Origin of the sequence: Pseudomonas fluorescens (assembly GCF_040448305.1) — a bacterium.
In the GTDB taxonomy this organism is placed as follows: domain Bacteria; phylum Pseudomonadota; class Gammaproteobacteria; order Pseudomonadales; family Pseudomonadaceae; genus Aquipseudomonas; species Aquipseudomonas fluorescens_BH.
Map to the genome: position 1 here is coordinate 3,140,062 of NZ_CP148752.1, position 13,701 is coordinate 3,153,762.

13 protein-coding genes are annotated in these 13,701 nt (G+C 61.1%); all 13 read left to right on the forward strand.

Annotation, left to right across the window (positions count from 1 at the left end):
* Positions 1 to 11: 11 nt before the first annotated feature.
* Positions 12 to 1,202 (forward strand): aminotransferase class I/II-fold pyridoxal phosphate-dependent enzyme, encoded by a 1,191-nt coding sequence (locus tag WHX55_RS14150; RefSeq protein WP_353742932.1) that lies wholly within the window; start codon positions 12 to 14, stop codon positions 1,200 to 1,202.
* Positions 1,195 to 2,610, forward strand: coding sequence for an aldehyde dehydrogenase family protein (locus WHX55_RS14155; protein WP_353742933.1), 1,416 nt, complete (start codon positions 1,195 to 1,197; stop codon positions 2,608 to 2,610). Before WHX55_RS14150 ends, WHX55_RS14155 begins: the two co-directional genes overlap by 8 nt.
* Positions 2,611 to 2,697: 87 nt before the next feature.
* Positions 2,698 to 3,408, forward strand: coding sequence for an NAD(P)H-dependent oxidoreductase (locus WHX55_RS14160; RefSeq protein WP_353742934.1), 711 nt, complete (start codon positions 2,698 to 2,700; stop codon positions 3,406 to 3,408).
* A 496-nt stretch (positions 3,409 to 3,904) separates the two neighbouring features.
* Complete coding sequence (locus tag WHX55_RS14165) at positions 3,905 to 4,267, forward strand: DUF6124 family protein (protein WP_150752774.1); 363 nt, start codon at positions 3,905 to 3,907, stop codon at positions 4,265 to 4,267.
* 356 nt (positions 4,268 to 4,623) lie between these two features.
* Positions 4,624 to 5,970, forward strand: a complete 1,347-nt coding sequence (locus WHX55_RS14170; RefSeq protein WP_353742935.1) for an outer membrane beta-barrel protein — start codon at positions 4,624 to 4,626, stop codon at positions 5,968 to 5,970.
* 87 nt (positions 5,971 to 6,057) lie between these two features.
* Positions 6,058 to 7,368, forward strand: coding sequence for an ABC transporter substrate-binding protein (locus WHX55_RS14175; protein ID WP_353742936.1), 1,311 nt, complete (start codon positions 6,058 to 6,060; stop codon positions 7,366 to 7,368).
* A gap of 25 nt (positions 7,369 to 7,393) precedes the next feature.
* Positions 7,394 to 8,119 carry an ABC transporter ATP-binding protein gene (locus WHX55_RS14180; RefSeq protein ID WP_150723955.1) on the forward strand — a complete coding sequence of 242 codons (726 nt, stop codon included), beginning with the start codon at positions 7,394 to 7,396 and terminating at the stop codon, positions 8,117 to 8,119.
* Positions 8,120 to 8,122: 3 nt separating this feature from the next.
* Entirely contained in the window at positions 8,123 to 8,815 is a 693-nt protein-coding gene (locus tag WHX55_RS14185) for an ABC transporter ATP-binding protein (protein ID WP_116261334.1), read from the forward strand.
* A 2-nt stretch (positions 8,816 to 8,817) separates the two neighbouring features.
* A complete protein-coding gene (locus WHX55_RS14190) occupies positions 8,818 to 9,681 on the forward strand; it encodes a branched-chain amino acid ABC transporter permease (RefSeq protein WP_150758092.1) in 864 nt (287 codons plus the stop codon).
* On the forward strand, positions 9,681 to 10,715 hold the full coding sequence (locus WHX55_RS14195; protein ID WP_353742937.1) for a branched-chain amino acid ABC transporter permease: 1,035 nt from the start codon (positions 9,681 to 9,683) through the stop codon (positions 10,713 to 10,715). Before WHX55_RS14190 ends, WHX55_RS14195 begins: the two co-directional genes overlap by 1 nt.
* Before the next feature lie 207 nt (positions 10,716 to 10,922).
* Positions 10,923 to 11,852 (forward strand): LysR family transcriptional regulator, encoded by a 930-nt coding sequence (locus WHX55_RS14200; protein ID WP_353742938.1) that lies wholly within the window; start codon positions 10,923 to 10,925, stop codon positions 11,850 to 11,852.
* A 242-nt stretch (positions 11,853 to 12,094) separates the two neighbouring features.
* The gene (locus WHX55_RS14205) at positions 12,095 to 12,589 is read left to right on the forward strand and encodes a hydroxyquinol 1,2-dioxygenase (protein WP_353742939.1); all 495 of its coding nucleotides are present in this window, start codon (positions 12,095 to 12,097) and stop codon (positions 12,587 to 12,589) included.
* 48 nt (positions 12,590 to 12,637) lie between these two features.
* Complete coding sequence (locus tag WHX55_RS14210) at positions 12,638 to 13,657, forward strand: hydroxyquinol 1,2-dioxygenase (protein WP_150723950.1); 1,020 nt, start codon at positions 12,638 to 12,640, stop codon at positions 13,655 to 13,657.
* The last annotated feature ends 44 nt before the right edge of the window (positions 13,658 to 13,701 follow it).

A 13,701-nucleotide genomic window follows, 5' to 3' on the forward strand; every position in this document is an offset into this window, starting at 1 on the left:
GGGATGAAGCCATGCGCTTTTCCGATCTGACTCAACGTATCGCCGGCGACGGCGCCGCCGCGTGGGACATTCACTACCGCGCCTTGGCACTGCGCGAGCAAGGCGAAGACATTCTGCTGTTGTCCGTGGGTGATCCGGATTTCGACACGCCACAGCCTATCGTGCAGGGCGCCATCGACAGCCTGTTGAGCGGCAACACTCACTACGCCGAGGTGCGCGGCAAGCGTGCCCTGCGTGAAGCCATTGCCAAGCGTCATCAGCAGCGCAGCGGCCAGTCGGTTTCGGCGGATCAGGTCACCGTGCTGGCCGGGGCGCAATGTGCGCTGTTCAGCGTGGCCCAATGCGTGCTCAATCCGGGTGACGAGGTGATCGTCGCCGAACCGATGTACGTCACCTACGAAGCGGTGTTTGGGGCTTGTGGCGCCGTGGTGGTGCCGGTGCCCGTGCGTTCGGAAAACGGTTTTCGCGTGCTGCCCGAAGACGTCGCCGCGCGTATCACCCCACGTACCCGGGCGCTGGCACTGAACAGCCCGCACAACCCGTCCGGCGCGAGTCTGCCGCGCAGCACCTGGGCTGCTTTGGCTGAGTTATGCATCGGCCACGACCTGTGGCTGATTTCCGATGAGGTCTACAGCGAATTGCTGTTCGAAGGCGAGCACGTCAGCCCGGCGAGCCTGCCGGGCATGGCCGAACGCACCGCGACCCTCAATAGCCTGTCGAAATCCCACGCCATGACCGGCTGGCGTGTCGGCTGGGTGGTGGCGCCGCCATCCCTGGCCGCGCACCTGGAAAACCTCGCGTTGTGCATGCTCTATGGCTCGCCGGATTTCATTCAGGATGCTGCCGTGGTGGCCCTGGAAAGCAACCTGCCGGAACTCGAAGCCATGCGCGAAGCCTATCGCCAACGTCGCGATCTGGTGTGCGACAGCCTGGCCGATTGCCCCGGCGTGCGGGCGTTGAAACCCGATGGCGGGATGTTCGTGATGCTCGATATCCGCCAGACCGGGCTCAGCGCCCAGGCGTTTGCCGACCGTCTGCTGGATCGCCACGGCGTGTCGGTCCTGGCGGGCGAGGCCTTTGGTCCGAGCGCGGCGGGGCATATTCGCCTCGGTCTGGTGGTCGGCGCCGAACCGCTGCGCGATGCCTGCCAGCGCATTGCCCGTTGTGCTCACGAATTGATGGAGGCCCAGAATCATGCTTAATCACAAGTCACTGTTTATTGATGGTCGCTGGCAAACTCCGTCGGGGCAGGGCATCGCCGAGGTGATCAATCCGGCCACCGAAGAAGTGTGCGGCAGCGTTCCACTGGGTGATGAACTCGATGTCGAAAACGCCGTGGCGGCTGCACGCCGGGCGTTCGACTCATGGTCGCGTACACCGTCCAGCGTGCGTGCCGGTTACATCCGCGCCCTGGCCGATCAACTGCGCAATCGTGCCGATGAGATGGCCGCGGTCATCACCACTGAACTGGGCATGCCGGTGCAATGGTGTCGTTCGGTGCAGGTCGACGGGCCGATCGCTGGCCTTGAGCAGTATGTCGAACTGGCTCATCTCATGGACGAAGTGCGCGAAGTCGGCAATTCGCTGGTGATCCGCGAGGCCGTGGGTGTCTGCGCGTTCATCAACCCGTGGAATTACCCGCTGCACCAGCTGATCGGCAAACTCGCCCCGGCACTGGCCGCCGGTTGCACGGTGGTGGTCAAACCGAGCCAGGAAACCCCGCTGCATGCCTTCCTGCTGGCGCAAATGATCGAGGACATCGGCCTGCCGGCCGGGGTGTTCAACCTGGTCAGCGGCCCGGGCTCGAAAGTCGGCGAAGCGCTGGCCAAACACCCGGACGTGGACATGGTGTCGTTCACCGGCTCCACCGGCGCCGGGGTGCGGGTCGCGCAGGCGGCGGCGCCATCGGTCAAACGGGTGTGCCTGGAACTGGGCGGTAAGTCGCCGCTACTGATCGCCGAGGATGCCGATCTCGCAGCGGCGGTGCGCTACGGCGTGCAGGACGTGATGATCAACTCGGGCCAGACCTGCACCGCGCTGACCCGCATGCTGCTGCCGGCCAGCCGTTACGCCGAGGCCGTGGAACTGGCGTTGGCGGAAACCCTGAGCCTGCGCATGGGCGATCCCCTCGACCCACAAAGCTTTCTCGGCCCGATGTGTTCGGTCGGGCAAAAATGCACCGTGCTCGACTACATCAAGGTTGGCCAACAGGAAGGCGCACGGCTGCTGTGCGGCGGTGACACGCCGTCGACGTTCGAACGCGGCTTCTATGTCAGCCCGACGCTGTTCGCCGATGTCGACAACCGCATGCGCATCGCCCAGGAAGAAATCTTCGGCCCGGTGCTGTGCCTGATTCCCTATACCGATGAGGCGCAAGCGATCCAGATCGCCAACGACTCGCCGTTCGGCCTGTCCAGCGGCGTCTGGGCCGGCAGTGCCGAGCGCGCCTTGCACCTGGGACGGCAGATGCGCGCCGGTCAGTGCTTCCTCAACGGCGCGGCGTTCAATTATCAGGCGCCATTCGGTGGCTACAAACAGTCGGGTAACGGTCGTGAATGGGGTGAAGAGGGGTTGAACGAGTTCGTCGAAGTGAAGGCGATCCAGGTGTGACGGTTGGCGACGCAAACTGTTCATCACCCACGATGTTGCTACTCCACACCTTCAACCGATTCGCTGGAACAAGTCTAAGGAACCACCATGAAAGTACTGATCGTCCACGCCCACCCGGAGCCGCAATCCTTTACCGCCGCCCTGCGTGACCAGGCCGTCGCCACCCTCGAAGCCCAGGGCCACGAAGTGCAGGTCAGCGACCTGTACAAAATGAACTGGAACCCGGTGGCCAGCGACGCGGACTTTTCCTCCCGGGAAAACCCTGAATACCTGGTCTATGCCCTGGAACAACGCCTGGGCGTGAAGAGCCAGTCAATGGCGCCGGACATCCAGGCTGAGTTGGACAAACTGCTGTGGGCCGATCTGCTGATCCTCAACTTTCCGATCTTCTGGTTCTCCACCCCGGCCATGCTCAAGGGCTGGATCGACCGGGTGCTGGTGTCCGGCATCTGCTATGGCGGCAAGCGCTTCTACGATCAGGGTGGTTTGGCCGGCAAGAAAGCGCTGGTGACAGTGACCCTGGGTGGTCGTGAACACATGTTTGGTGAGGGCGCGATTCATGGACCGTTGGAGGACATGCTGCGACCGATTTTGCGTGGCACGTTGGCCTATGTCGGTTTTGACGTGCTGGAACCGTTCGTGGCGTGGCATGTGCCGTACATCAGTGAAGAGGCGCGCCAGCAATTTCTGGTTGATTACAGCCAGCGTTTGCAACACCTGAGTGATGATCAGCCTCTGGTGTTTCCGAAGTTGGCGCAGTTCGATGACAAGCTCTATCCACTGACCACCAATGCCTGACTGACACCTCATACCCTGTAGGAGCGAGCCTGCTCGCGATAGCGGTGGGTCAGTAAGCAAGATGTTGACTGACACGCCCTCATCGCGAGCAGGCTCGCTCCTACAGTTCTTTGTGTTGGCTGTCCTATTTGGGGGTGTTTAAGAGGTTGTTTAGCGGGTGTCAGCGTTACGTCTGGCAAGCTACAACGGCTTGCGTCTTTGCCTACAGCTACGCCAGAATCCGCCGGCTTGTGCGTCTTGGAGCCGGGTTCTATCGTTTGCCGGTCGCTGCAAAACAGCAGCGATCGGGTTTGGTAGCCCGTCTTCGTTCTAGGCGCATTGCGTCACCTTAATGCAGTCATTTTTTGGGCTGTGTCTTATATGGTGGCCATGCGCGGGGCTCCCTTGCGGGCGCCGGGTTCTAGTGCGACCGGTCTACCAACCCGCGTGTGGCCGCCACCCTTCGTTTGGTAGCGAGGGTGATGGTTCCTTATTATTCGCGCTAGAGGTCCATTCCATGTTCAAAGTTACACCCAATCCCCCGGACACCGATCCCGCATCCCCGTACGAAAGCCTCGACTCCCAAAAACTCCACGAAGCCGCCGAGCGCGCCCTCGATCATTACCTCAACCCCGGCCCCGGCATCATGGCCACGCCGCGTAAACCCGGCAGCATGTTCATCGTTAATCCCGAGCTGTGTACCGAGACCCTGCTGGTGCACGCCTGCGAGTCGCTGGCTTCGGCCCATGTCATGGCCAACGATCTGGTGGATCATCTGCAAGGCACCAGCCGCAATGCGCTGCTGGGCATTGCGCAAGTGATCATGCTCGGAGAACTGGCGGTGAATCGGGCGCTGGATCAACTCGATCCGCCTGAATAACCACAAATCTCCAGATCACAGAATGACCTGTGGGAGCGAGCTTGCTCGCGATGGCGGTAGGTCAGTCAACTTGGATGTTGAGACTGATGCCCTCATCGCGAGCAAGCTCGCTCCCACAGTTTGATCTTCAGTGCGTTCGAATCCACGCGCCATTGTTCTGAATACGCAAACACTGATGTCGCCGAGAATGGAATTGTTGGTGCAGTGGTGGACTTGTAGCCTCCATTACGCCGAACACCACGATCCGCCAACGATCGAGTGGAGCCCGGGCCAGGGCTCATCAAGACGTCATACCTTGCTTTCGGCCTCATGCCCCTTCGGGGGATTGGCGCCTAATAAAAATAAGGAAGGCAGGTATGAGTATTCGTGCATGGGTTTGCGCAGCAACCCTGGTCGCGCCCGTTCTGGGTGCCGAGGTTTTGTTTCCCTCTATGGCTCTGGCAGCAGACGATCCCATGGGTTCGCTGGTGCGCAGTGTGTTCGGCGACAGCCTTGAGCGCGAACACGGGATCAAGGTCTACGGCTGGGCTCAGGCCGGTGTGATCTATAACAACAACGGCACGGATGACGTCAGCAAGCAAAGCTTCTTCAATACCGACGAAGGTGTGAACCTCAACCAGTTCGCCCTGGCCGTGGAAAAGAAACCCAAGAGTAATGTGATCGGCCGCGTGGGACCGTTTCCCGGCGCGATGCCGCAAGAAGCTGACTGGGGTTTTAACGTCACGGCGCTGTACGGCAAGGACGCACGCTTCTTCAAGACTTACGGCTGGGACGAAGACCTGAGCGTCAACCGCGACAACAAGCCTGAAGATCCGGCGTTCACCGTCGCCCAGGCTTACGTCAACTTCTACTTCCCCGTGCTCGGCGGCTCGGAGTTGATGATCGGGATTTTCCACACGCCGCTGGAAAACGAAATCGGTTTCGCCTTGCCATCCCCGGCACCGACTGACTTTTACTCCCACACCTACTCATTCATGCACGGCCCGGCCAAACATGCCGGAGCGCTGTACTCGTTCAAACTGCCTTCGGCGCCTGGCGAAAGCATGCTCGGCTTCGAACTGGGGGTGGTCCAGGGCTGGAACAACCTGCAAGACCCCAATCACTCGCCGGACGTGATCGCCAACGTACGCTGGCGCTCGGCGGACTTCGGCACCTGGATCGACTGGGAAAACATCTACGGCAATGGCGCTGGCGATAGTTTCGCCGAATGCAGCTGTGGGTCGCCGCTGCCGGCGGGCACCAAGGATGACGACTACAAGCGTCTGGCGTCTTACCTGACGCTTTCGCAGATCATCGATCCGAACAACCGCGTGGCGCTGGAGTTGAATTACGGCAAGCAGGAGCAGGGCGCTTTCGCCGGGTTTGCCAACAAAAACGACGCCACCTGGTATGGCACGGACGTCAACTGGTACCACAAACTCAGCGAAAACCTGATGTGGAACAGTCGCGCCGAGTGGTTCTACACCGACGCCCCGGTCCACGTGATGATGGCCAATATCGACCCGCACACCGGTATTCCCGATCCGACCTGGGGCAGTTTCTACGGCGTCACCACCAACCTGGCCTGGACGCCGACACCCAACGTGCGCCTGCGTCCGGAACTGCGCTACGACATCCACTCAGGCTCCGGCCGCGATGCCTATGCCGATGGCGAAAAGGACTCGCAAGTGGTTGCGTCATTCGACGTCAGTTTTTTCTTCTAAACGGATTTCTCCGGTTTACCCCTGACCCTGCGTGATGGCCCGGCCACACGTGGCGACCCTGTTCGTCCAGGCTTTTGGAGTACTTACATGACAGACAACAACGATAAAAACCTGTTTGGCCGCGACTTCTCCCGCCGTGATTTCCTGCGCAGTACCGGCGTGGCTGCCGGCGGCGTGGCACTGGCCAGCCTGCCGTTCAACTTTGCCATTGGCAGCGAGCGGGTGATCAAGCTCGGTTATGTCAGCCCGCAGACCGGGCCGTTGGCGCCCTTTGCGGCGGCCGACAACTACATCATCGAGTCGCTCAAGCAAGTCTTGAAGAACTCGATCACCGTGGCCGGCAAGGCCTATCGCCTGGAGGTCATCGTCAAGGACAGCCAGTCCAACCCCAACCGCGCGGCGGAAGTGGCGAGCGAGCTGATTCTCTCGGACCAGGTCGATCTGATGCTGGTGTCGTCGACCCCGGAAACCACCAACCCGGTGTCCGACCAATGCGAAATCAACGAAATCCCGTGCATCTCCACGGTGGCGCCGTGGCAGCCGTGGTTCTTTACCCGTGGCGGCAAGCCGGAGCAAGGTTTCGAATGGACTTACCACTTTTTCTGGGGCCTGGAAGATGTGATCGGTACTTACAGCGCCATGTGGGGGGCGATGCCGTCCAACAAAGTCGTCGGCGGCCTGTTCCCCAATGACGGCGACGGCAATGCGTGGGGCGACCAGAAGCTCGGTTTCCCGCAGGTACTGGCGCAAAAGGGCTTTCAACTGGTCGACCCTGGTCGCTTTCAGAGCCTGACCGACGATTTCTCCGCACAAATCGCCGCGTTCAAAAAGGCCGACGTCGAGATCGTGACCGGCGTGGTCATCCCGCCGGACCTGAGCACGTTCTGGACCCAGGCCCGGCAGCAAGGTTTCAATCCGAAAGCCGTGTCGGTGGGCAAGGCATTGTTGTTCCCGACGGCAGTCGAGGCACTGGGCAAGGCCGGCAACAACCTGTCGACCGAAATCTGGTGGAGCCCGACGCATCCGTTCAGCTCGTCATTGACTGGCGCCAGCGCCGGGCAACTGGCCCAGGGTTTTACCCAGGCGACCGGCAAGCAGTGGACGCAACCATTGGGGTTCGTGCATGCCCTGTTCGAACTGGCCGTGGACATCCTCAAGCGCACCGAAGAAATCGGCAACGCCCAAGCGGTCCGCGATGCCTTGCTCAAGACCAACCTCAACACCGTGGTCGGCCCGATCAACTGGAGCGGCGGGCCGGTGAAGAACGTCGCCAAGACGCCTCTGGTCAGCGGCCAGTGGCGCCTGGGCAAGGACAACAAATACGACCTGATCGTGACCAGCAATGCCACCGCGCCAGCGATTCCGTTGGGTGGCGAGATGCAGGCCATTACGTATTGATCGCGCAACAGTACACGGGTGCACCATGCAACAGCCACTTCTGCAAATGACCGATGTGCACAAAAGCTACGGCCAGGTGAAGGTCACGGATGCCATCGACCTGACCCTGCAACCCGGTGAAGCACTGGGCATCATCGGGCCCAACGGTGCGGGTAAAAGCACGCTGTTCAACCTGATCGCCGGTGGTGTGGCGGCGGACAAAGGCACGATTCATTTCGAGGGCCGCAACGTCACCCGAGAACCGGTGTTCAAGCGCTGCCAGCAAGGCATTGGCCGTTCCCACCAGATCCCGCACCCGTTCGTGAAAATGACCGTGTTCGAGAACCTGCTGGTGGGCGCGACCTTTGGTGCGCGGTTGCGGGACAAGGAAGCCAGTCAGTGGTGTGCGCAAACATTGGAGCTCACCGGCTTGATGCGCAAGGCCAACGTGCTGGCCGGCTCACTGACCTTGCTCGACCGCAAACGCCTGGAAATGGCCCGGGCCTTGTCGACGCAACCGCGCCTGCTGTTGCTCGACGAAATTGCCGGTGGCCTGACCGAACCGGAATGCCTGGCACTGGTGGAAACCATTCAGGGCATCCACAAGTCCGGTGTCGCCATCATCTGGATCGAGCACATCGTGCATGCCTTGCTGGCGGTGGTCAGTCGCCTGACGGTGATCAACTTCGGCGCCAAGCTGGCCGAAGGCGAGCCGCGCAGTGTCATGGCCGACCCTCGGGTCCAGGACATCTACATGGGCATCGGGAGCTGACGCATGCTGACCATTGAAAAACTCTGTGCCGGTTACGGCGACTTTCAAGCGTTGTTCGACATCAGCCTGACCCTTGATGCCGGTGAAACCGTGGCGATCATCGGTTCCAACGGCGCGGGCAAATCAACATTCCTGCGCTCACTCGCCGGGCTGATCAAGAACCAGCCGGGCGCCATCCACTTCAAGGGCCAGGCCATCGGTGACCTGGCGGCCAATCAGGTGTTGGAGCGGGGCATCGCGCTGGTGCCGGAAGGCCGCAAGCTGTTCCCCTCGCTGACGGTCGAAGAAAACCTGTTGATCGGTGCCTACAGCAAACGCCCCGGTCCATGGACCCTGGCGCGGATCTACCAGCTGTTTCCTGTGCTGGAAAAACTGCGCAAGCGTCCCGGCACCGCGCTGTCCGGCGGCCAACAGCAAATGGTTGCGATTGGCCGGGGCCTGATGGCCAACCCGCATTTGCTGTTGTGCGACGAAATCAGCCTGGGCCTGGCGCCGACGACGATCAAGGACATCTACGCTGCGCTGCCCTCGATCAAGGCCGACGGCACCACGGTGATTCTCGTCGAGCAAGACATCAATCAGGCACTGAGTGTGTGCGACCGCTTCTATTGCTTCCAGGAAGGGCGCGTGTCCCTGACCGGTCGTCCTGGGGATGCGGACAAAGCACAAATCAAAGCCGCGTATTTCGGGATCTAGTGATGGAATGGCTCAATACTTTGCTTCAAGGCATGTTGCTCGGCGGCCTGTACGCGATGTTCGCGGTGGGGTTGTCGTTGATGTTCGGCATCATGCGCCTGGTCAATATCGCCCACGGCGACTTCATCGTCCTGGCGTCGTACATGGCGCTGCTGGTGGTCAATCATCTGGGGTTCAGCCCGTTGGCGAGCTTGCTGATCGTGGTGCCGCTGATGTTCTGTTTCGGCTACCTGTTGCAACGGCTGTTGCTCAACCGGACGCTGGGCCAGGACATTCTGCCGCCGTTGCTGGTGACCTTCGGCCTGTCGATCATCGTGCAGAACGTGCTGCTGGAATTCTTCAGTGCCGACAGCCAGAAACTGGCTCAAGGCGACCTGGAGGTCGCCAGCGTCAGCATTGGCAGCCTGAGCGTCGGCGTGATGCCGCTGATCGTGTTCTGCAGTGCGCTGCTGATCATCGGCGGCCTGCAATTGCTGTTCTACAAGACTTCGTTGGGCCGGGCGTTTCGCGCCACCTCCGATGACCAGCACACCGCGCGGCTGATGGGCGTCAACAATGCGCACATCTTCGGCCTGGCCATGGCGCTGGCGATGGCCGTGGTGTCGATTGCCGGGGTGTTTCTGGCGATTCGCACCAGCTTCGACCCCACCGTGGGGCCGGCGCGGCTGTTGTACGGTTTCGAAGCGGTGATCATCGGTGGATTGGGCAGCCTGTGGGGCACGTTGGCCGGTGGGGTGATTCTCGGCGTTGCGCAATCTCTGGGGGCAAAAATCGATCCCGGCTGGCAAATCCTCGCCGGTCATCTTGTGTTCCTGCTGATCCTGGTCGTGCGCCCGCGTGGCCTGTTTCCCCGGAGTGTCGACTGATGAATGCCTTGAACAACCCAGCACTTAGGTTTCGCGTACAACGCACGACCACCAGCAGCACCATCGGCCTGTCGTTGCTGGGCCTGTGCGTATTGATCTTGCTCAGTGCACCCTTGTGGGCCGACCGGGCGACCCTGCGCCTGGTGGTGGAGTTCGCCTATTACCTGGCGTTGGCGCAAATGTGGAACTTGCTGGCGGGCTACGCCGGCATGGTCTCGGTAGGGCAGCAGGCCTTCGTCGGTCTGGGCGGCTATCTGCTGTTCATGCTGGCGAGCCAATTCGGAGTGCCGCCCTTGGTCGCGGTATTGCTCTCCGGCGTGTTGGTGGCATTGCTGGCGATTCCCACGGCGCTGATCGTGTTTCGTCTGCGTGGCGCCTATTTCGCCATCGGTACCTGGGTGGTGGCGGAGGTCTTCCGTTTGGGCCTGGCGCAGATGAGCAGCCTCGGCGGTGGTTCCGGGCAAAGCCTGCCGGCGGCGATTGTGCGGCAGATCGGCAATGACCGGGACGGGCGCGAAACGCTGATCTATTTCACCGCGCTGGCCATCGCCATTGCCGCCGTGGCAGTGGTGTTTTTTCTGCTGCGCTCGCGTCAGGGCCTGGCACTGGCATCGATTCGTGATTCTGAACCAGCGTCCGGTAGCCTCGGTGTCGATACGTTCCGCACTAAATTGATGGTCTACGTACTGGCCGCCGGTTGCACGGGGGTGGTCGGGGCGCTGATCTTCCTGCAAAAACTGCGCATATCCCCGGACGCCGCGTTCAACCTGCAGGACTGGACGGCGGTGGTGATCTTTATCGTGATCATCGGCGGCATCGGCACCCTCGAAGGACCGTTGATTGGCACGCTGATTTACTTCGTATTGCGAGGCTGCCTGGCGCAGTACGGTGCGGTGTACATGATCATTCTTGGCGTGGTCGCGGTGGTGATGATGCTCAAGGCCCCGCAAGGGGTGTGGGGACTGATCAGCGAACGCCTTGGCTGGCAGGTTTTCCCGATGCAGCGGCGGTTGTCCGCTGCGCCCCGGCCATGACCTGTAGGAGCGAGCTCGCTCGCGATGGACGTTAACGATAACGCCGGGTACCTGACACCCCGCGGTGTTCTCAGGTCCATCGTCGGAACGCCGCCCGGAGCAAGCTCGCTCCTACAGGCAGGTTTTCGCCCGGGATCTGGAGTGCGAGGTGCCGACAGGCTAACCTCGCTGTTCCTATAAGAACAAAAGCATCCAGAGAACCTGCCCATGGATCGTTTACTCAGTGTCGAAGCCTTTGTGCGGGTGGCCGAAACCGGCAACTTCGCCAAGGCGGCCCAGCAACTGGGCGTGACTCGCTCGGTGATCACCCATCGCATCCAGCAACTGGAACAGTTCATCAACGCGCCGCTGTTCCACCGCAGCACCCGCCATGTGCGGCTCTCCGAAGTAGGCGAGACGTACTACAAGGAATGCGCCGACATGGTCGCGGGTTTCAACTCGCTGACCGAGCACATGCGCGAACTGCGGGCCAAACCCACCGGCAAATTGCGCGTGCAGATGCTGCCGGGCTTTGCCATCGGTCACTTCGGCCGAATGCTGGCCGAGTTCACCCGACTGTACCCGGACATCGAAGTCGACGTGATCGTCAATGACCGGGTGGTGGACCCCATCGAAGAAGGTTTCGATGTGGCGTTCCAGATGTTCCCGCCGATGGCCGAAACCTTGATCGAGCGCAAGCTGTTCAGCGTGCGCCGATTGTTCTGCATGTCGCCCGATTACGCCGAGGAGTTCGGCGTGCCCACCCATCCCCAGGAATTGTTGCAACACAAGATCGCCTTGTACGAAGGCTATCCGTCGCGCAATCGCTGGATCTTCACCCGCGACGACGAGCAAGTGGAACTGAGCCTGCCGGGCCAGGTGCGCTCGAACTCGGTGCATTTACTGCGCGATTACGCGCAGACTGGTGTGTGCATTGTCTGCCTGCCGACCCTGGTGGCCAGCGATGACTTGCTCAGCGGCAAGCTGATTCCGGTGTTGCCGGAGTATGCGTTGTCGTCGTTCAATTTCTCGGCGGTGTATCCCGCCACCCAGCGCCGGGCCTTGAAAGTGCGTACGTTGATCGACTTTCTGGTGGACAACTTCGGCGATGAGCCATGCTGGGACAAGCCCTTGCTGGAGCGTGGCTGGGTCCGTTGAGCCAATACACGAAACCTGTGGGAGCGGGTTTGCTCGCGATGGTCGTTAACGATTGCGCGTGACTACTGACGAAACGCGGCGCTCTTGAGTCCATCGCGAGCAAGCTCGCTCCTACAGGGGGTGTGCGGGCTTCAGTGTTTGCGTTTCGCAAACACTGTTGTCGCCGGTCCTCTAATTGTCCGCAGAGCGGGTGCGACGTACTGTTGGCTCACTGTTACTACAACAACAAAACGGTGAAAACCATGAGTAGCGCTGCAATCGAAACGGTCTTCGGCTCGCTGGACAACTACACCAAAGGGTCGGTTGAAATCATCAGCGGCCAGGCCAGTCACTACGCCTTTTCCAACATTTTCGAAGTGGCCGATCTTTCCGGCCCTTATGAAAAGGTCGTGGTCGGTTTCAACCTCGGCTACGTCGTTGAATCCATCCGCGCCGAAGGCCAGTCGCCCTGGTACACCGCCGCGCACGACGAGTTCGCCATCGTCATGGACGGTGAAGTGCGGGTGGACTTCCTCAAGCTCGATGCGCCGTTGCAAGCCGGCGAGGGCACGCACCTGGCCGGTGAAATGCCGGCGGGCAAACCGATGGGCTACGTGTTGCTCAAGCGCGGTCATCAGTGCCTGTTGCCGGTCGGCACCGCCTATCGCTTCGAAGCCAGTCGCCCGGGCGTGATTCTGCAGCAGACCATCAAAGGCCCGTTGTCGGTCGAGAAATGGGCAGACATCTGCTTCAAGTGATCTGCCGTATCTGACCGCCCAATCCAAAAGAACAAGAGGAATCCCGCCATGGCCATGCTTGAAACCGCTGCCGACTCCGCGCATTTTGCCGACGATGAAGTCCAGGCCAGCGCCCCCCACGCCGTCACCGGCTACTGCTCATTCAAACTCGGCGCCTTCGAACTGTCGCGCGACGAGTATTTCGCTCGCATCACCTGGCCGGCCAAGGGCCAGACCCGCTCGCACCTGATTCCGGTCGACGCCTTCCTGCGCGCCATGATGCGCGACGTGGCCTGGGGCTTTTTCTACGGCTGGGTCAACTTTGACCACGTCATCGGCACCCGCAACTACTACGGCAAGGTCGACCTGTACGCCGGCACCTTCAACGGCACGCTCAAGGCGGCCGGGGTCAACTACACCGAAAACTTCGAAACGCCGCTGATCATGGCCACTTTCAAGGCCATCCTGCGGGACTGGACCAACGCCACCTTCGACCCCTTCGCCGCCCCGGAAGAAACCGGCAGCGCATTCGGTCGCAAGAACGGCAACAACATCGAAGCCATCGAGCGCTCCCGCATCGCCACCAAACGCATGCCGGGCCTGAAGGATGACTCGCCGCTGCGCGACGACCTGCCGGTCAACCGCCAGTTCATCGACGTGCCGCAGGATGAACCGGAGGTTCATGCCGCCGAAGGCTTTGAAGGCGAACTGCATGCCTTCAACCTGTTCAAGTACCTGTCGCGCTCCGACGTGACCTGGAACCCGTCGGTGACCTCGGTGTGCAAGGCCAGCCTGTTCTGCCCGACCACCGAGGAATTCATCCTGCCGGTGTTCCACGGCAACGACCGTATCGAATGGTTCTTGCAGATGTCCGACGAGATCATCTGGGACGTCGGCGACAAGGATGATGGCAATCCCCGTGCGCGGATCACCATGCGAGCCGGCGACATCTGCGCCATGCCCGCCGACATCCGCCACCAGGGTTACTCGACCAAGCGCTCGATGCTGATGGTCTGGGAAAACGCCACGCCGAACCTGCCGCAACGCTACGAAAGCGGCGAGCTCAAGCCGTATCCGATCGAGTTTTAGGACTTCGTGTCCGGCCCGGCCTCGCGCCGGGCAAAGCGCTCAAG